The following is a 21,579-nucleotide window of genomic DNA, read 5'->3' as shown; positions in this document are numbered from 1 at the left end:
ACCTTGGTCCGATCCGTCTCTTTGACATTCAACCCCAAAGGGGTCGGCTTGACGCTTTGCGTGCCGCCCTCGGGGATTCGGAAAAAGTCCGAACGCCCTCGGGTGATTGCAGATCCGGTCAGACACTTCGGGCGCCTGTCGCGCGGGGGATGGTCCCCCGCCTCCAAAGACAGGAGCCGGAACCCATGTCCTATGCAGATGCCACCGCCTTCGCCGCCAGCCTCGCCACCACGCTGATGGTTTCGATCGTTGTGTTCCAGGCCGGAGACGGCACCCATGCCGCTTGCCCCGCCGCGGAGTTCGACGGCGACGACGACATGGTAAAGCTGGAGCTGGATCCTTGGGGGTAAGGCGCGACCGCGCCTCATCCCCGACGGCCTGGCCGCGACAAGCTCGCGACCGGGCCTTCAGCGCGTCGCGATGGTTGCCCATCGTCGACGGCGGAACCGGGCTGCCCCGGTCAGAGAGGAAGAGTGCGGGCCGTTCGGCCGTGACGGGTTGAGGGTCGGAGAGAGAGGCTCACCGGCGCCCGTCATGGAGTGATCCCGATGACCTTTGTCCGTTCCGAAACCTTCCGTTCCATCGGTCAGATTCTGGCTGCCGATGTTCTGCCCGCGCTTTATCGAGCGCAAAAGCTGCCGCTGCGCATCTCGTGCCTGGGCGTCGCCAACTATGACGCCAGTGACGCGGCGAACAGCTTCGACCGCATGATCCCGCTTGGGGAATGCCCGTCACCGGAAGAGGCCATCCAGGCCGCAGCCTTGCGCGTGGCGCGCGGTGATATTTGCACGGGGCCGGACAGCTTCCCGTATTTTCAGCCGCGCATCATGCTCATTCAGGACCGAGATCAGCGCCTGGTCCTCGCCGGTGAAATCCGCGCCGGCATTATCCTCTGGCAACAGCCAGTCGCATCCGAGGCCGAGGCACGCAGGATCGTGACCGAGGCCAGCCGCCTGCGCGGTATGGCATTCAGGGCCTCGGACCCCGGTGATGCGAGACGGCTGCGTTACCGCGCCGCTGCGCTGGAGGCCCGGTTGGTCGATCCCTTCTGGCGCGAAACCTCGGCCGATCTGCTCCGCCTGCCGGAGGCCGCCTGAGCTTCACCATTTCCATCACATTCGGCTCGGCCATACGCCGGGCCATGTCATGTTCGGAGACCGTCATGGCCGACTATTACACGCACTTTTCCTGCCTCCTCGACGTAGGCACCCCCGAAAACGCTGCCCGCGCGCTCAATCTCTACAACGCTCTGGCGGATGACAATGCCGCCGAAGATCCGCCCTCGGATGGCTTCCTGCTCTCCATCCAGCCAGAGCATGGCGGTACGCAACTCTGGATGCGCGATGATGTCACGGGTGACCCTGAGCATGTCATCCAATTCGTCAAACGCTGCGCTGCCGCATTTGGCCTGAGTGGATTGTGGGGTTTCCAGTACGCAAATAGCTGCTCGAAACCGCGCATCGACGGATTTGGTGGTGGGGCGCATGTCCTTGATCTCGCCACCGGCGAGACAGTGGACTGGATCTATACCGATGGCTGGCTTTCCTCGGTTCTGGAAGGGAGAGACCCCTATGCCTGAGGTCATCGAAACCACCGTCTATCGCCTCAACGAATTGTCTGATGCGGCAAAGGACAAGGCCCGTGCCTGGTATCGTGAGGGCGGCTTCGACTATGACTGGTACGATGCCGTCTATGAGGATTTCCAGCGCATCGCGGAAATCCTCGGGTTGAACCTCAAGACCCGCACCGTCCGATTGATGGGCGGCGGCACCCGGCAGGAACCCTGCATCTGGTTCCGGGGCTTCTAGTCGCAAGGTGACGGTGCGTGCTTTGAATCGTGGTATTCCTACCGGAAACATGCTCCGCGCCTTATCCGGGAGCACGCACCGCAGGACACCGAATTGCATCGTATCGCCGATGCCCTTCAGGCGGTCCAGCGCCGCAACTTCTATCAGCTTCGCGCCGATGCCAGCCATCGCGGCCATTATTACTACGAATACTGCATGTCGATCTCGGTCGAGCGCGATAGTCCGACATACCAGGACATGACCGGCGATGCCGAGGAGACGATCATCGAGGCGCTGCGCGATCTGGCCCGCTGGCTCTACCGCCAGCTTGAGCGCGAATATGATCATCTGTCTTCGGACGAGGCGGTCGATGAAACCATCGCCGCCAACGAATACACTTTCACCGAAGTCGGTCGCCGCTTCGGCTGATGACGACAAGCGCCCCGCCATCCGGTCGGGGCGCTTTTTGCATGCTGCGCTTTGAGAGTCAGAGGCGGGCCGGAACGGGTTGAGTCCGGGCGGTCAAGAGAGCGCGCTGTCCGGGCTCTTCCATTTCTGCTCTCCTGAGGTTTCCGACATGAACATGGTGTTTCCCGTGGCCGATCCGGTCACGCCGCTGGCGGTTGCGCCCGCGATCCTGGCTGCGGCCAGTCTTCTGCTCCCCCATCTCGAACGCGGCCAGCGCATCGATGCCGTGACATTGCGCGGTGCTATGGAAACGGCCTTCGGCGCGTCCGATGCCACAGGCGCCTGGGACTGGAAGCTGGCCTATGAGGCCTGCGAAGTCGCTACCGTTCTCTTCCTGCGCAAATACGGAAAGGCGCTTTTCCGTAAAGCCGCGTCTCCGGCTACACGGGTTTCCGTGCTGGCAAAGATCGCGGGACTATTGCCCACGCAGACCCGGCGTTCCGAGGGAAGCCAGAACTTCCAGCAATTTTCGACGCCGATCCCCCTCGGCCTTGCCGCTCTGACAGCCGCCGCGATCACACCTGATGACAGGGTGCTGGAACCGTCCGCTGGCACCGGCCTTCTGGCGATCCTGGCGCAGACCATCGGCGGCTCGCTGATCCTCAACGAACTGGCCGAGACCCGCGCTGAACTGCTTGCCGAGCTCTTTCCGGCCTTTGCCGTCAACCGGTTCGACGCCGCCCAGATCGACGATCATCTGGCCCCGGATGCCGTCCCGTCCGTGGTGCTGATGAACCCGCCATTCTCGGTCATGGCCAATGTCAGTGGGCGTGTCGCCGATGCGGCCTACCGCCATGTTGCCTCGGTGCTGGCCCGTCTTGCACCGGGCGGTCGGCTGGTGACGATCACCGGCGCAGGCTTTGGCCCCGAAGCTCCGGCATGGCGGGACGCCTTCATCCGCTTGCAGGCGCGTGGCCGTGTGGTGTTCAGCGCTGCCGTCGACGGCGCGGTCTATGCAAAGCACGGCACCACGATCGACACGCGGCTGACCGTTATCGACAAACTGCCCGCCGACGATCCGGCCAGTTTCCCGGCCTCTCCAGGGATCGCGCCGGATGTTGCTACGCTGATCGAATGGATCGAGGCGCATGTCCCGCAGCGTTTGCCGGTATTATTGCCGAAGATCGTGGTGCCTGCTTCGACCGCCGCGCCGAAAACCGTGCGAGGCTATCTGGCCCGCTCGGCAGCACCGCGGCCTGCCGCTGCTCCGGACAACGATCTCGAGGGCGTCGAACTTGCCTATGCAACCGTGGACTGGTCGCCACCGGAAGGCACTCGCCTGTCCGACGCGATCTATGAGGAGTATGCGCTGCAATCGCTGCGCATTGCTGGCGCGCAGCCGCATCCGACCAAGCTGGTGCAATCCGCCGCCATGGCCTCGGTCGCACCGCCGAAGCCTTCCTACCGGCCCACGCTGCCCGCTGACATCTGCGCGCGTCTGTCGGACGCCCAGCTTGAAACGGTGATCTATGCTGGTGAAGCCCATGCCGATCATCTCGCGGGTGCATGGACCGTGGACGAGCATTTCGACAATGTGAGCGCTGAACCCGAGCATGCTGCCGGATCGATCCGCTTTCGCCGGGGCTTCATGCTCGGTGACGGAACCGGCGCTGGCAAAGGCCGCCAGTCCGCCGCCATCATTCTCGACAACTGGCTGCGCGGTCGGCGCAAGGCGATCTGGATCTCCAAATCCGACAAGCTGATCGAGGACGCGCAGCGCGACTGGTCGGCGCTTGGCATGGAACGGCTGCTTGTCACGCCTCTGTCACGCTTCCCGCAGGGCAAGCCGATCACGCTGTCGGAAGGCATCCTTTTTACCACCTATGCCACGCTACGCTCCGACGACCGGGGCGAGAAGGTTTCCCGCGTCAAGCAGATCGTCGAATGGTTGGGCTCCGATTTCGATGGAGCCATTATATTCGACGAGAGCCATTCCATGCAGAATGCCGGTGGCGGAAAAGGAGAACGCGGCGATGTCGCCGCTTCGCAGCAGGGACGTGCGGGCCTGCGGCTCCAACATGCGCTGCCCGACGCCCGCGTGGTTTATGTCTCGGCAACCGGCGCCACCACCGTCCACAATCTCGCCTATGCGCAGCGCCTCGGCCTCTGGGGTAGTGAGGATTTTCCGTTCCAGACGCGTGCCGAGTTCGTCGAGGCGATCGAAGCTGGCGGCGTTGCGGCCATGGAAGTGCTGGCCCGCGACCTGCGATCTCTCGGCCTCTATACCGCCCGCTCACTCTCCTATGATGGCGTCGAATATGAACTGATCGAGCATCAGCTCACGGACGAACAGCGGCACATCTACGACTCATATGCTGCCGCCTTCGCCGTCATTCATGGGAATTTGGACGCGGCGATGGAAGCCGCCAACATCACCGGCAGCGAGGGGACGCTGAACCGGCAGGCGAAGTCTGCTGCCCGTTCGGCCTTTGAAAGCACGAAGCAGCGCTTCTTCGGCCATCTGCTGACCTCCATGAAAACCCCGACCCTGATCCGGTCCATTGAGGCCGATCTGGAAGCGGGCCATGCCGCCGTCATCCAGATCGTCTCGACTGGCGAAGCCCTGATGGAACGGCGGCTGTCCGAGATCCCGACCGAGGAATGGAACGATATTTCCGTCGATGTCACGCCGAGGGAGTATGTCGGCTCGTATTTGCAGCATTCCTTCCCGGTGCAGCTCTATGAACCCTTCACCGATGGCGAGGGCAACCTGTCGTCACGCCCCGTCTTCCGCGATGGTCAGCCGGTGGAATGCCGCGAAGCCGTGGCGCGGCGCGACGAGATGCTGGAGCAGCTGGGTTCGCTTCCGCCTGTCCCCGGAGCGCTCGACCAGATCGTGCAGCGCTTCGGCACGGATATGGTGGCCGAGGTCACAGGCCGCTCACGCCGGATCGTGCGCAAGGGTGACGGGGTATCGGCACGTCTTGCGGTCGAGAACCGTGCGCCTTCTGCCAACCTTGCCGAGACCTCGGCCTTCATGGATGACCAGAAGCGCGTTCTGGTCTTCTCTGATGCCGGTGGCACGGGGCGCAGCTATCACGCCGAACTCTCTGCGAAAAACCAGCGGCTGCGCTTGCATTACCTGCTGGAACCTGGCTGGAAGGCCGATGCCGCCATTCAGGGGCTGGGCCGCACCAATCGCACCAATCAGGCGCAGCCGCCGCTGTTCAGACCCATCGCCACGGATGTCAAAGCCGAGAAGCGCTTCCTTTCGACCATCGCCCGCCGCCTCGACACGCTGGGCGCGATCACACGCGGCCAGCGCCAGACCGGCGGTCAGGGGCTGTTCCGTCCCGAGGATAATCTGGAATCCGCCTATGCCCGCGATGCGCTGCGCCAGCTCTATCTGCTGATCGTGCGCGGCAAGGTCGAGGGCTGCTCGTTGGAGCGGTTTGAAGCCGCCACCGGCCTGAAGCTGATGGATTCGACCGGCATCAAGGACGACCTGCCGCCGATCACCACCTTCCTCAACCGCCTGCTGGCGCTGACCATCGAGTTGCAGGGCATCCTGTTCTCGGCCTTCGAGCAGCTTCTGCAGGCGCGGATCGACGGGGCAATTGCATCCGGGACCTATGACATGGGGTTGGAAACGCTGAAGGCGGAGAGCTTCATCGTCACCGACCGGCAGGTGATCCACACCCATCCGGGCACAGGGGCGGAAACCCGGCTCCTGACGCTCACCGAGCGCAGGCGCAATCAACCGGTTTCGCTCGATGCCGCGCTGGCGGAACTGGATGATCCCCGCGCAAGATTGCTCATCAACGAGCGATCCGGTCGCGCCGCCGTGCAGATCCCGACCACCAGCATCATGCTGGATGATGGCGAGATCGAACGGCGCTTGCGGCTGATCCGGCCGATGGAGGCGATGAACATTCCTGTGCGGGCGATGGGTGACACCCACTGGATCGAGGCCGACCGTTCCGCCTTCAACGCAGCCTGGAAGACAGAACTGGCCGAGGTGCCGGAGTTCACCGACAGTACCCTGCATATGGTGACAGGGCTGCTTCTGCCGATCTGGAAACGCCTGCCGCAGGAGTCTTCCCGTGTCTATCGGCTCCAGACCGACGAGGGCGAACGCATCATCGGTCGCCGGGTATCGCCGGCCTGGGCCGCCAATGCTTCGACCAGTGGCGTCACCAACAGCCTGACACCGGATGCCGCCTATGCCGCGCTGATCGAACGTCGCACGATCCTTGATCTCGCCGATGGGCTGCAACTGCGCCGCGTCCGCGTCATGGGCGCCAACCGGATCGAACTGACCGGCTTTACTGACGCGATGCGTGACCGGCTGCGGGCCTATGGCCTCTTCAGCGAGATCATCTCCTGGAAACTGCGCTTCTTCGTGCCCGTCGATGCAACGGGACCGGAGATCACCGGCAAGCTGCTTGACCGCTTCCCGGTTGAGCGGATCGGTGAGCGGGAGGCCGCATAATGGCGCGTCTCAACGCTTCCGAACTGGCGCAGCGTCTCGGCCGACAGGCCGAGGCGGTGTGCCGCCACTATCTGTCGAATGGTCGCAAACAGGGCAATTACTGGCAGGTTGGCGATGTCCGAAACACGGCTGGCCGCTCCATGTTCGTCCGGCTGCACGACAGCGTGAAAGGCATCGCCGGTAAATGGCAAGACTCGGCCACGGGTGAATATGGCGATTTGCTCGATGTGATCCGGGACTCGCTCGGCCTGATCGACTTCGCAGATGTTGCCGAAGAAGCCCGGCGCTTCCTCAGCCTGCCGCATCCTGAACCGCAGCCGTCATCCCGTCCGTCCCGAACGCCTGCACCATCGGGATCATCCGAGGCCGCACGCCGCCTCTGGCGCATGACACAGCCGCTGATCGGCAGCATCGCAGAAGCGTATTTGCGCGGACGCGGGATGACGGATTTACGCCAAACCGCAAATCTGCGTTTCCATCCCAACTGCTACTGGCGACCCGAGGACGATGGCCCGACGCAAGCCTGGCCCGCCATGATCGCCGCCGTCACCGACTTCGATGGCAGGATCACCGGCGCGCACCGCACCTGGCTGGCCCCGGACGGTTCCGGCAAGGCACCTGTCGATCCGCCAAGGAAGGCAATGGGCGACCTGCTCGAACATGCGGTTCGTTTCGGGGATGCGAAGGATGCCATGGCAGCGGGGGAAGGTATCGAAACCATCCTGTCGCTGCGTCAGGCTTTGCCCACCATGCCGATGGTTTCCGCGCTCTCGGCCGGACATCTCGCTGCCATCCTGTTTCCGCCGCAACTGCGCACGCTCTATATCGTCCGCGACAACGATCCGGCAGGTGACAGCGCCCGTGATAGCCTGGTGAACCGGGCGCACGAGGCCGGGATCAAGGCTATCACGCTCTCGCCCATGATGGGGGACTTCAACGAAGATCTCGCAACTCACGGGCTGGATGCCGTTCGGGCAGAGATCCGGGTGCAAATCGCTCCCGAGGACGTCAGCCGTTTCATGGCTTCAAGTGCATAGCCGGTACGGATCCGTGATCGGGGCGTTCCGATCCTGTCATGCGCATAGGCTGCATCCTGTCATCAGCAGAGGACCGCGCCTTGGCCTTCCGAGAGGGCGATCGGCCCACAAACGCTCCGGTCAGGCAATGGCGGCGCCCGACTGATTTCCGTCGGCGGCGGAGCCGCCTTTACAGCGCGAAACAAATCAGCCGGGCTTTGCCATCAAGGCACTCGCCAGAGGCGCGCGCTGCCAGACCGGAGCGCCCGTGCGCTTTCGTCGCCATGAAGGCCGCGACGGTCGCGGTCCAACTGACGGAAGCATCCCATGTACGCGCACGACGATTTCGAACCCGATCACAGCACGTCCCCGACCGGCCATGCCATCGAGGAACTCGAACTCTACGGCTACCGCCCCTCCGAAGACGAGGCCGATCCCCGGATCACACCCGAAGATCACGTCATCCAGGGCGCAGTCTCCGACATCTTCGACGCCCTGATTTCCACCATGGCCGACACTAGCCTCGATTTCGACCTCGACGAAATCCTCTGGTCCACCGTCAACACCTTCCACCGCGCTGTCGAGCGGATCGAGCACAAACTCGACGATAACGAGCAGGCGCAGAAACGCCTTCAACGCGAACAGGACGGCAGCGAGGTTAAATCCGTCCAGCTCGAAACCCTGATCGGTGCAGGCCAAAGCCTGATCGAACGCCGCGACGGCATGGAGACCTTCCGTGAAACCGCCGCCGACATCTATCTGCGCACTACCGGCACGCCCTGGTCGCAACGCTCCGGCTCACGGGTCAACCATCGCCAGATGACCTCGGCCATGATCGACAGCCGCGACTTCATCGCCGCAAAGCGCCGTGCCGACAACGAGGTGCTGCTGCCCGCAGGACCGAAGATCGCCTTCTCGGGTGGCGACACCACCGATCACCGGACGATCTGGGCCAAGCTCGATCAGGTCCACGCCAAGCACCCGGACATGGTGCTGATGCACGGCGGATCGCCCAAGGGCGCGGAACGCATCGCGGCCACCTGGGCCAATAACCGCAAGGTCGCACAGGTCGCCTTCAAACCCGACTGGGCAAAACATGCCAAGGCAGCACCGTTCAAGCGCAACGACCAGATGCTCGGCATCATGCCGATCGGGGTCATCATCTTCCCCGGCACGGGTATTCAGGACAACCTGGCCGACAAGGCTCGCAAGATGGGCATCCCAGTTTATCGCTTCGGAACCGGCAGCGCGTGAGCGCTGCCGGTTCGGCATAACGCCATTGCGCACTACTGCAAGAGCGCCAGGTCCTCCCAGCGAATCCGGAGATAACGGCCTGAGCGCTTTGGCAATTGCTTGCGGCTGACCATTCGCCCGGAGACCTGGAACTCCGCATTTATTTTGACCACGAGCAACTTGTTGAAATGCCTCGATGTATCCACCATCACTACGTCCTTGGTCTTGAAAGGTGTGATGGTTTTGATTTCGACATGATCGTTTTCGAGCCTGCCGTCCGAACCCTGCGCGTAGGTCTTGTTCAACTTGATGCCGTAGGTGATGGCCCCGAACAATTCGCCGATGTCGCCATACACGGACAAATGCAGGCCAGTCTCCAGATGGTAGCTCTCAGCGAGTGAGATCAGGTCCTCAAAATATGGGATCATTGATCGGATGGCGTTTGGATACTTCGCTCCCCACTCCTTGTGACGAAGCTGCTCATCGATGTCTGACCAGCTTACCCATTCGCCATCGTCGTAAAATGCTCGATCTGACCAATCGATTTCTGCCATAGACTTTAACCCGCAGCCTTCCACCACCCAACAATATAACCACCGTAGAGGTAGAGCCGATACTGGTCTACCAGACGCATCAGCTTTCTTGTTCAAGCGGCAAGTTTACAGAGAGGCTTGACCTTACAAACTATCTCATCTCGCCCGGTGAGAGGAATGCTGCTATTCTGTGGCTGCGCCGTGGTGGTGGTGGAAGGCGCAACCGTCCAACCTTTTGCACGGAGACACCACCATGATCGTTCTCGGAATCCTCGTTTCCATCGCAGCCATCGGCACCATGTGCTGGCTGCTGTTCAATCTCGCCGTATTCGCTTTGCCGTTCTTTATTGGCCTGAATGCAGGCACCTTGGCCTATGATACTGGGGCTGGTTGGCTCGGCGGCATCGTCGTTGGTCTTCTCGCCGCCGGTCTAACGCTGGCTGTTGGTCAGGGCCTGCTCATGCTGATCCGCCCGATGTGGGCGCGTCTGCTGATTGCTCTGGCCTTCGTCGCTCCGGCGGGAATGGCCGGATTTTACGCCACGCTCGGTATTGTCAAGCACATGATGCCCTCGGAGATATGGCAACTCATCTTCTCGGTGATCGGAGCGGTTGCGGTGGGCGTGACGGCGTTCCTGCGCGTTACGGGCATGGCGGCAACCGACCACGCGGACGGCGGCTTTGCACGAACCTGAATCGCAATGATCCGTTGATGGCGACCAGACGCGGATGCTGATCGTTTTCCGTCTTCGTCAGGAAAATGGTGACAGACAGCGGCCAATCACCGGATCAACCTGGGGCACAGACGCGGCCCATAGGAGCGCAGGACGGTCGGCACCAGCGCGTGCAGACTGACGGGAACCCGCGGGTGGTGGCATGCCGGTGGAACAGGCCGGAAGCAGAGATGCGCATGATCTGAGACGCATGGTGACAGGAAAGGCCGGTGTTGCCGGTCAGGTCATCCTGATGGAGCCTCAAGGTTGCCACATCTCCGTTCAGCCCCCGTGTCTCGACCGCTCCAAACGGCCTCTTCAATGGCCTGATCTGGCCGAAGACCAGCGCGATGCGCTTCGACCGCCCTAGCGCAACAGCGTCGTCACAACTTTCTTCCCCTGCCGGCAAAGCCGACATTCCGCGCGGAACAAGAAAGTTTCTCCTGTGCTGTCCAGCCCCTTTGGGGTGCGCCAGCGTTCGTCTCCGGCCGGACGATCGCCATAGAGGCCGCAATGGTGCGGGCTCGGAAACGGAAATCGGAGACTTAAAATGGCAACCATCGGCACCTTCAAGAAGACCGGCTCGAACGAATTCACCGGCGAAATCGTCACCCTCAGCGTCCAGGCCAAGGGCGTGCGCATCGTCCCCGACCTGCGCGCCACCGGCGAGAACGCCCCCAGCCACCGCGTTCTGGTCGGCCGCGCCGAAATCGGCGCCGCCTGGTCCAAGCGCTCCAACGAGGGCCGCGACTATCTGGGCCTCAAGCTGGACGATCCGAGCTTCAACGCTCCGATCTACGCCAACCTCTTCGATGACGAAGAAGGCGACAGCTTTTCCCTCATCTGGTCCCGCCCCAACGGTCGCCGCGGCGACTGAGGCGCGGAACAAAGGCTCCGACCGCAAGGTCGGGGCCTTTCCCGTGCCTGCGGGAAAGCCGTCAGGCCCGGTGACCTGTCCGGGCTGGAACTGCTCAGCCGGTCAGGATCGGGATCATGGTTTTTACATGGGCGTCGATCCGTTCCAGCACGGCCGGGGGGACCACTTCGCGCTCCGGCAGTGTCCACCATCGCGCATCGATCCGCCGCACCGTTTCGGCGACGGTCTTGAGGACAGCGGGCTCAGGAAGCCTTGCCCGGCTGGCTAACGTCTTCCAGCGGGCCGGGGCCAAGCCCTTGAAGGCCCGCTCGCCGCCCAGAGACAGCGCCAGCCCATCTGCCGGAATATAGGGCACGGTCGAAAGCATGTCGTAGATCGGTGCAAGAACGGGCGTGTCGCCGTCGCCCGGATAGATCAGCGACCAGTTCTTGAGGTGCATGTCGCCATTGCCCATGACCACCGAGAAGGTCAGCCGCCGGACAAACTCCAGCGCGGCGAACGGCGAGATCGCAACATTCAGCACAGAGGCGATATCGTGGGAGGCGGCGCCATCATATTTGCGCGCCGGGTACAGGCCGAAAACCTGCGCGAAATCCTCGATATGGATGCGCTGCCCGTCTGCCCCGCGATCAAAACGCCGCACGAGCAGGACCAGCCCCTCGGCAAGTGTTTCAAACTCTTCGGGAATGCCCTCGAACTGGTCTCGGCTGACCAGTTCCCGCTCGGGCACATTCATGCCGATGGCTTCGGCAAGCGCGAGGTTCGCGAACTCGTTCTCCGACACGCCCGGAAAGGCGGTCGAGGGGAATTTCGCAATATATTGGCCCTCATCATCCCCGAGCGGCAAGGTCAGCCCGCCGCCCTTGCCGGTGTTCTTCATCACCGAGAGCTTCATCTGCACGCCTGCCAGCGAGAAGCGGGCCTTGGGCCGTCCTTGGGTTGGCGCCGCCCCGATGCCGGGTTGACCGTCACTGGGCAGCACCCGAACAGCCCCCGGCAAATCCGCACCAAGGGTGGCCAGGAGATCGAAATCATTCCCCGGCCGCACATTACCCGCATGGTGTTTTTCCATCGCCTCGCGCAGCCGGTCTTCGGGCAGCAGGTTGGCAAAGAAGGGCGGCAGGCTGCCTGCGACAGGTCGCGGATCCTTGCGCAGGCCCCCTGATGCCGCGCGCAGCGACAGGCTCAGAACCGGAATGCCGCCGGTTGCGCGATAGGCCGGATCAAGGCTGAAGGCGTTGAAATCACCCGGCGTCCTGACGATCGTGCCAACCTTCGCACTGTTCAGGAACACGTCCAGCGCGGTAATGGTCTCAGCGGTGCGGACGGCTGTCATCGTCGCTCTCCGGTTGCGGGCTGAAGGCCGGATGATCATCCTCGGCATCGGGGCGCAAAAGCGTCTCGATGGCGGGCACCATTGCCTGCGGGACCAGTATCATTTCCAGCCCAAGCGCCCTGGCAATGTTGATCAAAGTCGTGGTGCGCGCGGCTGCTGCCCCCGTCTCGATGTCGCGGTAGCGCGGGCGCGAAATGCCCGCAAGATCGGCCACCTGCTCCTGGGTCAACCCCGCTGCAAGACGCGCGCGGCGAAAATGGTCGCCGATCAGCCTCAGTGTTTCTTCTTCCGCCTTCATGTGATGCCTTTACGGATCATTTCTGCTGCATTGATCTGGATAGGTATCATATCAGGTGTGGGATGCAACAAAAATGATCTCCAAACATATCATTATCATTTTCCATGGAGCGTTTGGGGATCATCTTGCGATGGTCGGCGCTACCGCCAGCACAAGTGCTGCAATTGCGGCATACAGGCGAATCAGTCGGACTGCGTGCTCAGCCGTGCAAATAACGCCTTGGCCAGATTCGACGATTTCGTATGGCGTATCGGGCGAAGACGACTAAAATAGCCGTAGTTCTGGAATGCGCGCCGGTCGCGATGGGAGGTGATCATGCATGATCACCGCTCGACAGTCGCGGGCCGCACGCGCGTTGCTGGGTTGGACGCAGGAGACGCTCGCTGACAAGGCCCGAATATCGCTGACTGCCCTGAAACGCCTTGAGTCCGAGAACCGGCTCGAGGTGTATGAGACAACGCGGGATCAGGTGCGCCGGGCGCTTGAAGCAGCAGGGATTGTTCTCCTGTCCACGGATCGCGGGCAAGGAGTATTGCTGGTTCATGACCAAGACGAGAAGAGATACCGACAGATCCGTGACGCCTGACCGGCGCCGGCGACATCATCAATCCGCTGCGGCGGCCTGCGCCCTGCGGCGGCCCTCGACATGACATTCGCAGTCGTCCCCTTTGACGACATCGCGCCTGTCGGCGACGAGCTGACCGAATATGATCGCGCGCACGTCAAACTCTACATGCGGCTGCTTGATGCTGACGCCGATGGTGCGGAATGGACCGAAGCCGTCAACATTCTGTTCGGTATCGACCCCGCCCTGGAACCAGTGCGCGCCCGGCAGGTCCATGACAGCCATCTTGCCCGCGCGCGCTGGATGACACAGAGCGGCTATCGCCAGCTGCTCCGCCGTCGGACAGATCGGACCTGACCTCGGCGCCGTCACACCAGTGATGCCCTCAGAGCATCACCCCATGTCTTTGTCCCGGCTTCCATCCCGGTAGAAGCGCCGCAATTCTTTCACGCTCCACCTGTGCAGTTTCAACCAGGAGCGGAGCAATGAAGCCGGATACATCCCGCTGGCGAGACCAGGACCAGTATGAATTCTACGATGCGCTGCCCGTTGAGGGTGTCGCCTGGGAATGCCTGCGCCGTAACGCGTCCTATCAGGCCTGTTTCGATGACCTTGTAGCGCAAGGCGCCGGGCATCTTCCCCTTGCGGATGACGTCCAAAATCGCTGGGGGTTGCGATTTCCCGGCAGACCCCGGCTTTTCCGCGCTCGACCAACCGGTCATCTGGTCGCCTGTTGCCAATCCGGACATGCTGATGCTCGGGGCAGCGCCCGATTTTCTTCCGCCTTCTCCGTCCGCCTTATCGGTCGATTTTGCTGATGCCATCTGCGGACCAGAGGGGACATATGGTGTCTGTGACGTCAGCGACGGCGTTCAATATCTGATCCTCGCCGACACCGATGCCAATTCGCAGCCGGCGATCATCCTGCCACTTGACCAAAATCTGCCGGATCGGCTCGAAGCCATTCTCAGGCTCTGGCACATGCTGGCCGGGAAACCCGCGCGCCGCGACCCCAGGATGACGCCGTATCAGCGCCGGCGGTTCCGCCTGATGATGCAAGCCGCCGACGGAAACGCCAACCACGCGACTTATCGTGAGATTGCCATCGCCATCTACGGAGAGGCGCGCGTTCGGGCCGAACCGTGGAAGACATCGGCTTTGCGCGCCTCTGTCATCGCCCTTGTCCGATCTGCCGCCGCGGTGATCGACGGCGGTTATCAGGACCTTTTGCGCCATCGTCGCAAACCCTGACACTGACGTCTGATCGAGGGTGAGGATTCTACCCCTTCGATCTTCCTCATCCCCTATGCCGCCGCGCCTTCGCCACCGTGCGCATGTCATGCCGCTGATCGTCAGCGGCATCCTGCACAACCACGGAGGCCACCCCATGCGACCTGATCTCGCCGCCTTGCCGCCACGCTACCTGCGCACCAAGGAAGCCGCCGATTTCCTCAGCCTGTCCGCGCGCACGCTGGAAAAGCACAGAACCTACGGAACGGGACCTGCCTATCACAAGCTCGGCGGCCGCGTTGTCTATTCGGTCGAGGATCTCGCAGCCTGGGTTGCGCGCGGATCGGTTACCTCCACGTCGGACCCACGCGGACAAGTTCTCCCGGCGAAACCTATGCCGCCGACCGCATTCACCTCGCCCAAGCGCATCACGCGCTGAACACGGCGGTCGGCCCCTGATGGCAGCGCAGCACCCATCCGCCTCGGAACGCGGGCAACTCGATCTGTTTCGGGCGCTTCCCGGGGAATTCGCACCACGAGACGCGCAGGATCTCATGGCCTATCCTTTCTTTTCCCTTTCCAAATCGCACCGTAGCCGCCCGATTGACTTTGCCTTGGGCAACGTCTCGATCCGTGTCGAAGCTGTTCCCGATCACGGTATGGCGACGATCTGGGACGCCGATATACTGATCTGGGCGGCCAGCCAGATCGTGGAAGCGCGGGACGCCGGTCTGCGCACGTCGCGCCTGATGGCGGCAACGCCTTATGAAATCCTGACATTCACAGGGCGCGGAACCTCCCTGAGGGACTATCAGCGCCTGAAGGCGGCGCTGGACCGGCTGCAATCGACCACGGTTGCAACCTCGATCCGCCAGCGCGCGAATGGACGGCGACATCGTTTTTCGTGGATCAACGAATGGCACGAGCGGACCGATGCCAATGGCCGTCCGGACGGCATCGAGATGATCGTGCCCGACTGGTTCTACAGTGCGGTTCTGGATGACGCCCTGATCCTCACCATCGACCGGGCCTATTTCAATCTGACCGGCGGGTTGGATCGCTGGCTCTATCGCCTGGTGCGCAAGCATGGTGGGCGACAGAAAAACGGTTGGCGGTTCGACTTCCGTCACCTGCACCAGAAATCGGGCAGTCTGTCGCCGTTCAAGCGCTTCGCCTTCGAGCTGCGCGACATTATCCGCCGCCAGCCACTGCCCGGCTACACCCTGTTCGCCGAGGTCGAAACCGGCGGCCGGATGCTGCTCGCTTTCGAGCCTGTCCCGGCCTGTGGAAAACCTGTGGATAGTCTCGTGCTATCGGGAACCCGGACTATCGTGCCATCAGGAACCGGAGGCTCGTGCTATCGGGAACCCAAACACCTCCTATCCTTCGGTAACAAAAGCGAAAATCGCGCCCTTAACTTAAAGTCTAACACAGAATCTAACTTTGAAGAGCGGCGGCGCGATGTGGAAAAGCTCATCGCGAAGGCTGGTGCGGCCCTCAGATCGGGTGCCCATAAAGGCAAGCTGACACCCCCAAAGCAAGGATCGCCCGCGTCAACAAGCACGCCTGAACTTCCTCTCGGCAAGCCGGGAGGACAGCGATGATCGTCGCTCTCCTCAATCAGAAAGGCGGTGTCGGAAAAACCACGTTGGCGCTGCATCTCGCCGGTGCGTGGGCTGCGGAAGGCAAACGCGTCATCCTGATCGACGCCGATCCGCAAGGCTCCGCACTCGACTGGTCGCAGCGGCGTGGCCATGAAGGGCTGCCAAGGCTGTTCAGTGTCATCGGCCTGGCCCGCGATACGCTGCACCGGGAAGCGCCGGAGCTGGCGCGTGACGCCGACCATGTCGTCATCGATGGTCCGCCCCGTGTCGCTGGTCTGATGCGCTCAGCGCTGCTTGCAGCCGATCTGGTGCTGGTCCCGGTGCAGCCATCTCCTTTCGACGGCTGGGCCTCCGCCGAGATGCTGGCGCTTCTGAACGAAGCACGCATCTATCGTCCTGAACTGGCCGCCCGTTTTCTGCTGAACCGATGCGCTGCGCGCACCGTCATCGCCCGCGAAACGGCTGAGACACTGGCGGACCAAGATCCGCCGTTGCTGGCCACGACCATCGGCCAGCGCGTCGCCTTTGCTGAAGCCGCACAAACTGGGCGACTGGTCTCAGAGACCGATGGCGGCGAACGGGCTGCACAGGAGGTCACAGCGCTGGTGGCCGAGATCGATAGCCTCGGGATCGGGAGGATTGTGCGATGACACGTCCACCCGCCAAATCCGGCTTCGCATCGCGTCCGGGTAATCCCGATAGCTGGGTCAGGGCCGCCGATGCGCCGGCAACCGGAAAGATGGCTGCCGAGGCGTTTACCGCCCGCCTGACCATCGACATCACACCCGAACTGCGCGGGCGCATCAAGGTGGCCGCTTTCCGGCGCGGCGTCACCGTCGCCGTGATGCTGCGCGAGCTGCTGGGCCGCGAGTTTCCACCCACCGAAGGAGACCGGCCATGACCGGCAAAACCGGGCGTGGTGCGCATGAACATCCGCTGGCGGACGGTCCAGCGCCCTTCACCACACTTGTCGAACTGGCCTTCCAGAAGCGGAAGGTTGAGCACTGGATACGCTTCGGCCACAAGAGCTTTGAGCAGATCATCGACCGCCGCCGCAGTCTCGTCGGCTTCGCACCCGAAAGCATCTTCGCCTTCGTCCGCTGGGCCTCCAACGACTACGGCACCATCGTCTCGCGGCTCGACATACTGCGCGCTGTCGGGCGTGGCGAGCCGTTCCAGACCGTGCCCTTCGTTCGCCCCGGCGGCGAGATCCTGCTGCGTATTGATGGCTGGCCAAAGGTGCAGCAAGCGCTGGCCGCCATCGACGCCGTGGACGCGCTTGGCGTCGATCCTGCGGATGCTGCGCCGGACCATTGGCGGCACGTCCACAACCGCATGATCGCCGGTCAGGACCCCAACCCCTACACGCCGGAACGCCATGCCGCATGGGTCAGCCGCCGGAGGATCGCACCATGAGCCGCCGTCATATCCTCGCCGTGTCCATGTTGGCCGTCGGTACGCTTGTCGCCACGGCCGTTGCCGATCCGCCAACCAGGCTGATCTGGAATGCGACCGCCAGCGCGCCCATCGGCTTCTACACAGTTGTTCCTGCCGATGTGGTCGAAGTTCCTGAACTCGTCGTCATCGCGCCGCCCGAACCGCTGGAGCGGTTCATGGTCGAGCGCGGCTATATCGGGCGGGGCGTGCCGCTGCTGAAACGCGTCCTCGGCTTGCCGGGACAGCGCGTCTGTCGCAGCGGTGCGACGATCACCGTCGATAACGTCGAGATGGGCGATGCACTGGAGCGCGACCGGATGGGACGCGATCTGCCGGTCTGGCAGGGCTGCCGCATCATCCGCGACGGCGAACTCTTCCTCATGAATTGGGAAATCCGGGACAGCCTCGACGGCCGTTACTTCGGACCTGTTCCCGCCAGTTCCGTCATCGGCCGGGCGCTTCCGCTCTGGACCGATGAGGAAGGCGATGGCCGCTACGAATGGCGGGCGGTCACGCATTGAACCCACGCCAAACCCACCAACACAGGAGACATACCATGCCACAGATCGGTCAATTTGCGCGTGACGCATCCGGCTTCGCCGGTCAGCTCGTCACGCTCACCATGAAGCGCGATCTCGTCATCGTGCCCGCTGAACATTCCGATGCGGAGAATGCGCCGGACTATCGCGTCCATTACATTGAGCATGACGGTCCCGAGGTCGGTGCTGCATGGAAACGCACCGGCGAAAAGGCTGGCGAATATCTCTCGGTGCTGCTCGACGATCCGGCCTTACCGCACCCGATCCGCGCCAACCTGTTCCGCGACGACGATGCAGGCTCGTCATGGTCGCTGCACTGGAGCCGCCCGCGGCCCCGCGAAGATCGCGACTGAGATCATGCGATCCCGCACCTTTCTTCTCTTCACGGCCCTGCTGTCGGCTGGCAGCGGCTCGATGCCGGCCATGGCGCAGGTCACGCTGCAACCTGCGCCTGTCACCGCGCATCCCCATGCTGCGTTCATTGCCGAGGCGTCACAGCGTTTCGGCATTCCAGAGCACTGGATTCGAGCCGTGCTGCGCGTGGAAAGCGCGGGCGATGTGCGCGCAATTTCATCGGCGGGCGCGATGGGACTGATGCAGGTCATGCCCGATACCTGGGCGGGCCTGCGCCGCCGCCATGGTCTCGGGCGCGACCCTTACGATCCGCGCGATAACATCTTCGCAGGCACGGCGTATCTGCGCGAGATGTGGGACCGCTATGGCAATGTTGCGGCCATGCTTGCCGCCTACAATGCTGGTCCCGGTCGCTATGACGAGCATCTGGCGACGGGCCGCACTTTGCCCGCTGAAACGCGCGCCTATGTCGCCACGCTCGCACCTGTTCTTGGCAGGGCGACTGCGCCTGATGTGCCGCCGCCACCGCCGGATTGGCGCGAAGCTCCGCTCTTCGTTGTGCAATCCAGCGGCCATTCGGCGACGGCCAATCAACCGTCGAACGACGTCCGCGCAACCGTTCCTATGCGCGTTTCCGTCGATCAGGAGCCGCAGGACGGCGGCATATTCGTGGCCCGTGCGGGCAATGGAGACGAGCCATGAGCATGGTGTCTCCACGCACTTTCGGTCCGCTTCCGGTGTGCAGTCAGGCAAGGGGTCGCCTGGCTGCATTCCCGGCAGGAAGGGCAAAAAGGGGAAGAAAGGCGGAGGGCAAGATAAAGGAAACAGGCACCCTGTCGGGCTTGTTTCTGGGCAAGCCCTTGTCTGCACACTGCTTTGGGGCGCGGCGCACGGCACCCTGCTTTTGGGCCTCGCGTGCCGCGATATGGCGCAAAGCCTTGGCTTTACTGGGTTTTGACCGGCACTATAGCCGAAGATTAGCCGTTTGCGTGCCTGAACGGCATGGGATGCGCTCATGAGCGCCGACGACGAGAACCGCTTTCGCCCCAGGCCGGGCCGGATCAAATTCGACGTGCCGAAAGCGGGCAAAGCCAAGAGCTTTCTGACGCAGGCAAAAAAGCTGGCGCGTCAGCATAGCAACGGTCCCGGTCGATCATCATCATTCGCATCACGGACTTCCTCGTCGTCTTCATCTGGTTCGGCCGGAAAGAGCGGGAAGGCATCGCGGGCGAGCAAAGGTCCGGGCGTCAAGCGTGGCCGTGGCGCGGCCTATGTCCGCGCCCGAACCCTGTCGGGCGGGTGGCGTCACAGCGCAGCCGGAGTGCGCCGCGTCGTCGTCAAAACCCGGTACGTCCAGAGCGCGGGGAAGAGCGGCAAAGGGACCGCCCATCTGCGCTACATCCAGCGCGACGGCACCTCGCGCGATGGCGAACGTGGCCAGCTCTATTCCGCCACGGAGGACCGCGCCGATGGAGATGCCTTCCTTGATCGCGGCAAGGACGATCGCCACCAGTTCCGCTTTATCGTTTCGCCAGAAGATGCCGCCGATCTTTCCGACCTCACCGAACACACCCGCGATCTGATGAGCCGCATCGAGGCCGACCTTGGCACGAAACTCGATTGGGTGGCGGTCAATCACCACAATACCGGCCATCCCCATGTCCATGTCATTGTTCGGGGGAAGGACGATCTGGGCGAGAACCTGGTTATCAATGGCGACTATCTCGCCAATGGTATTCGTGAGCGGGCGAGCGAACTGACCACGCTGGAACTCGGCCCCGTGACCGAGATCGAGCAGAGCCGCAAGCTGTCTGCCGAAATCGATCAGGACCGCTTCACGCGCATCGATCGCGCCATGACCGAGGAAGCCGACGAAAGGTTCCTCGATCTGCGCCACGAACCGGCAGATGCACGCCGCCAGTTCAACCGCACACTTCGCCTGCGCCGTCTCGCCAAGCTGGAAAAGATGGGGCTGGCTACGGAACATGCACCCGGCGTCTGGGAGCTTGGCGCGAAGATGGAACCGGCGCTGCGTGAACTCGGCGAGCGCGGCGACATCATCCGTAACTTGCAAGAGGCGCTGAAGGTCGATGGGCAGGAACGTGATCCGATGACCTTCCAGCTTCACGATGCCGCACCCGCGGCGCCCATCACCGGCCGCGTCGTGGACAAATATCTCGCCGACGAGATGGGCGAGAACCTGACGCTCGTGGTGGACGGCATCGACGGGCGAACACACCATCTTCCCGGCATTGATCCGGCCCGCGTCGAAGATGCCCGGATCGGCAGCATCGTGGAAGTCGGTCCCGCCGATACAGCACAACGTCCCTCTGATCGCACCATCGCTGCGATCTCGGAAAATGGTATCTACCGACCGAGCCGCCACCTCGAACAGGCGAAGTTCGAGGGACGTGTGCCGGGTGGCGATTATGAGGGCTATGTCGATGCCCATGTCCGGCGATTGGAGTCGCTACGCCGGGCCGGGATTGCCGAGCGGATCGACGCCGACCAGTGGCGCATCCCCGAAGACTTCGAGAGCCGCGCCACCGCCTATGATGCCGGTCGCAACCGGCAGGCCAGCATCCGTGTCGTCTCGACCTTCGATCTGGAAAAACAGATCGGCGCCGATGGCGCGACCTGGCTGGACCGGCGATTGGTCACACCGGACGCCTCGGACCTTACCCCGGCAGGGTTCGGCCAGCAGGTGCGCGAGGCTATGGACCAGCGGCGTGAACACCATATCGCACAGGGCGATGCCACGCGGCAGCAGAATGGACGCATCCTCTATCGGCGCAACCTGCTCGCCAATCTGCGAGAAAGGGAAGTGGCCCGCGTCGGTGCGGAAATGGCCAGCAGCAAAGGCTTGCCGTTCCGGGCGGCTGCCGATGGCGAAAATATCAGCGGCAAGTTCACCGGGATCGCACATCTATCGAGCGGCAAGTTCGCCATTGTCGAAAAGAGCCACGAGTTCACTCTTGTCCCATGGCGGCCAGTGATCGACCGCCAGCTCGGCCGCGAGGTTGCGGGCATCGTGCAGGGTGGATCGGTATCGTGGCAAATGGGGCGAACACGAGGGCTCGGGATTTGAGCCTTTGCCGATCTGGCACCTCGCAAATTGTTCTGTCGACATCGGCATCTGAAAGGGCCTGTCCGATGTG

At 62.8% G+C, this 21,579-nt stretch carries 24 protein-coding genes and 2 pseudogenes; 23 read left to right on the top strand and 3 right to left on the bottom strand.

The window, feature by feature from the left end; genetic code table 11:
- Positions 1–185 precede the first annotated feature (185 nt).
- From CEV33_RS11955 to CEV33_RS11925, 7 genes and pseudogenes are all read left to right on the top strand, one after another.
- Entirely contained in the window at positions 186–350 is a 165-nt protein-coding gene (locus tag CEV33_RS11955; RefSeq protein ID WP_167388153.1) for a hypothetical protein, read from the top strand.
- A 198-nt stretch (positions 351–548) separates the two neighbouring features.
- Positions 549–1,097, top strand: coding sequence for a hypothetical protein (locus tag CEV33_RS11950; RefSeq protein WP_167388152.1), 549 nt, complete (start codon positions 549–551; stop codon positions 1,095–1,097).
- Positions 1,098–1,162: 65 nt separating this feature from the next.
- The gene (locus CEV33_RS11945) at positions 1,163–1,579 is read left to right on the top strand and encodes a hypothetical protein (RefSeq protein WP_094540697.1); all 417 of its coding nucleotides are present in this window, start codon (positions 1,163–1,165) and stop codon (positions 1,577–1,579) included.
- Positions 1,572–2,216: pseudogene (locus CEV33_RS11940) on the top strand (antitoxin of toxin-antitoxin stability system). The gene CEV33_RS11945 and the pseudogene CEV33_RS11940 overlap by 8 nt, the downstream one beginning before the upstream one ends.
- 148 nt (positions 2,217–2,364) lie before the next feature.
- Positions 2,365–6,687 carry a strawberry notch-like NTP hydrolase domain-containing protein gene (locus CEV33_RS11935; RefSeq protein WP_094540696.1) on the top strand — a complete coding sequence of 1,441 codons (4,323 nt, stop codon included), beginning with the start codon at positions 2,365–2,367 and terminating at the stop codon, positions 6,685–6,687.
- On the top strand, positions 6,687–7,724 hold the full coding sequence (locus CEV33_RS11930) for a DUF7146 domain-containing protein (protein WP_094540695.1): 1,038 nt from the start codon (positions 6,687–6,689) through the stop codon (positions 7,722–7,724). Before CEV33_RS11935 ends, CEV33_RS11930 begins: the two co-directional genes overlap by 1 nt.
- A 306-nt stretch (positions 7,725–8,030) precedes the next feature.
- On the top strand, positions 8,031–8,957 hold the full coding sequence (locus CEV33_RS11925) for a DUF2493 domain-containing protein (RefSeq protein WP_094540694.1): 927 nt from the start codon (positions 8,031–8,033) through the stop codon (positions 8,955–8,957).
- A 32-nt stretch (positions 8,958–8,989) separates the two neighbouring features.
- On the opposite strand, the gene CEV33_RS11920 is transcribed toward CEV33_RS11925, so the two are convergent.
- Positions 8,990–9,490 carry a hypothetical protein gene (locus CEV33_RS11920; RefSeq protein WP_015740143.1) on the bottom strand — a complete coding sequence of 167 codons (501 nt, stop codon included), beginning with the start codon at positions 9,488–9,490 and terminating at the stop codon, positions 8,990–8,992.
- Positions 9,491–9,722: 232 nt separating this feature from the next.
- Here CEV33_RS11920 and CEV33_RS11915 point away from each other — a divergent pair, with 232 nt between their 5' ends.
- From CEV33_RS11915 to CEV33_RS11900, 3 genes are all read left to right on the top strand, one after another.
- Positions 9,723–10,163: a hypothetical protein gene (locus tag CEV33_RS11915; protein WP_094540693.1), complete on the top strand. Its 441-nt coding sequence runs from the start codon at positions 9,723–9,725 to the stop codon at positions 10,161–10,163.
- A gap of 181 nt (positions 10,164–10,344) precedes the next feature.
- Positions 10,345–10,551: a hypothetical protein gene (locus CEV33_RS11910; RefSeq protein ID WP_094540692.1), complete on the top strand. Its 207-nt coding sequence runs from the start codon at positions 10,345–10,347 to the stop codon at positions 10,549–10,551.
- A 180-nt stretch (positions 10,552–10,731) separates the two neighbouring features.
- The gene (locus tag CEV33_RS11900) at positions 10,732–11,058 is read left to right on the top strand and encodes a DUF736 domain-containing protein (protein ID WP_094540691.1); all 327 of its coding nucleotides are present in this window, start codon (positions 10,732–10,734) and stop codon (positions 11,056–11,058) included.
- Between the two features lie 94 nt (positions 11,059–11,152).
- Here the strand turns inward: CEV33_RS11900 and CEV33_RS11895 are convergent, their stop codons facing one another.
- Together CEV33_RS11895 and CEV33_RS11890 are read right to left on the bottom strand one after the other, a co-directional pair.
- On the bottom strand, positions 11,153–12,394 hold the full coding sequence (locus CEV33_RS11895) for a type II toxin-antitoxin system HipA family toxin (RefSeq protein ID WP_094540690.1): 1,242 nt from the start codon (positions 12,392–12,394) through the stop codon (positions 11,153–11,155).
- The gene (locus CEV33_RS11890) at positions 12,372–12,692 is read right to left on the bottom strand and encodes a helix-turn-helix domain-containing protein (RefSeq protein ID WP_094540689.1); all 321 of its coding nucleotides are present in this window, start codon (positions 12,690–12,692) and stop codon (positions 12,372–12,374) included. The genes CEV33_RS11895 and CEV33_RS11890 overlap by 23 nt, the downstream gene beginning before the upstream one ends.
- 319 nt (positions 12,693–13,011) lie before the next feature.
- Between CEV33_RS11890 and CEV33_RS11885 the strand changes: the two genes are divergently transcribed.
- The 13 genes and pseudogenes from CEV33_RS11885 to CEV33_RS24690 all read left to right on the top strand — a co-directional run bounded on the left by CEV33_RS11885 (position 13,012) and on the right by CEV33_RS24690 (position 21,509).
- Positions 13,012–13,278 carry a helix-turn-helix domain-containing protein gene (locus tag CEV33_RS11885; RefSeq protein ID WP_035746341.1) on the top strand — a complete coding sequence of 89 codons (267 nt, stop codon included), beginning with the start codon at positions 13,012–13,014 and terminating at the stop codon, positions 13,276–13,278.
- A gap of 60 nt (positions 13,279–13,338) precedes the next feature.
- Positions 13,339–13,614 (top strand): DNA -binding domain-containing protein, encoded by a 276-nt coding sequence (locus tag CEV33_RS11880; protein WP_094540688.1) that lies wholly within the window; start codon positions 13,339–13,341, stop codon positions 13,612–13,614.
- Between the two features lie 128 nt (positions 13,615–13,742).
- Positions 13,743–13,880: pseudogene (locus CEV33_RS24800) on the top strand (transcriptional regulator domain-containing protein); the annotation flags it as partial.
- A 25-nt stretch (positions 13,881–13,905) separates the two neighbouring features.
- Positions 13,906–14,508: a DUF2285 domain-containing protein gene (locus tag CEV33_RS11870; RefSeq protein WP_208620191.1), complete on the top strand. Its 603-nt coding sequence runs from the start codon at positions 13,906–13,908 to the stop codon at positions 14,506–14,508.
- Positions 14,509–14,644: 136 nt separating this feature from the next.
- A complete protein-coding gene (locus CEV33_RS11865; RefSeq protein WP_035746363.1) occupies positions 14,645–14,926 on the top strand; it encodes a helix-turn-helix transcriptional regulator in 282 nt (93 codons plus the stop codon).
- A 19-nt stretch (positions 14,927–14,945) separates the two neighbouring features.
- Positions 14,946–16,091 (top strand): replication initiator protein A, encoded by a 1,146-nt coding sequence (locus CEV33_RS11860; protein WP_094540685.1) that lies wholly within the window; start codon positions 14,946–14,948, stop codon positions 16,089–16,091.
- A complete protein-coding gene (gene parA / locus CEV33_RS11855; RefSeq protein WP_035746336.1) occupies positions 16,088–16,741 on the top strand; it encodes a ParA family partition ATPase in 654 nt (217 codons plus the stop codon). The genes CEV33_RS11860 and parA overlap by 4 nt, the downstream gene beginning before the upstream one ends.
- Positions 16,738–16,992, top strand: coding sequence for a hypothetical protein (locus CEV33_RS11850; RefSeq protein ID WP_009450548.1), 255 nt, complete (start codon positions 16,738–16,740; stop codon positions 16,990–16,992). The genes parA and CEV33_RS11850 overlap by 4 nt, the downstream gene beginning before the upstream one ends.
- Positions 16,989–17,507, top strand: a complete 519-nt coding sequence (locus tag CEV33_RS11845) for a DUF2840 domain-containing protein (RefSeq protein WP_009450547.1) — start codon at positions 16,989–16,991, stop codon at positions 17,505–17,507. Before CEV33_RS11850 ends, CEV33_RS11845 begins: the two co-directional genes overlap by 4 nt.
- Complete coding sequence (locus CEV33_RS11840) at positions 17,504–18,049, top strand: S26 family signal peptidase (protein ID WP_009450546.1); 546 nt, start codon at positions 17,504–17,506, stop codon at positions 18,047–18,049. Before CEV33_RS11845 ends, CEV33_RS11840 begins: the two co-directional genes overlap by 4 nt.
- A gap of 35 nt (positions 18,050–18,084) precedes the next feature.
- Positions 18,085–18,420: a DUF736 domain-containing protein gene (locus CEV33_RS11835; protein WP_009450545.1), complete on the top strand. Its 336-nt coding sequence runs from the start codon at positions 18,085–18,087 to the stop codon at positions 18,418–18,420.
- Positions 18,359–19,123, top strand: a complete 765-nt coding sequence (locus CEV33_RS11830; RefSeq protein ID WP_445433018.1) for a lytic transglycosylase domain-containing protein — start codon at positions 18,359–18,361, stop codon at positions 19,121–19,123. The genes CEV33_RS11835 and CEV33_RS11830 overlap by 62 nt, the downstream gene beginning before the upstream one ends.
- A 313-nt stretch (positions 19,124–19,436) precedes the next feature.
- Positions 19,437–21,509, top strand: a complete 2,073-nt coding sequence (locus CEV33_RS24690) for a relaxase/mobilization nuclease domain-containing protein (RefSeq protein ID WP_094540682.1) — start codon at positions 19,437–19,439, stop codon at positions 21,507–21,509.
- Positions 21,510–21,579 lie beyond the last annotated feature (70 nt).

The sequence above is a fragment of the Brucella grignonensis genome (assembly GCF_002252505.1).
Lineage (GTDB): Bacteria > Pseudomonadota > Alphaproteobacteria > Rhizobiales > Rhizobiaceae > Brucella > Brucella grignonensis.
The sequence above is the reverse complement of the archived record's forward strand: the minus strand, read 5'-3'. Positions and strand labels throughout refer to the sequence as shown.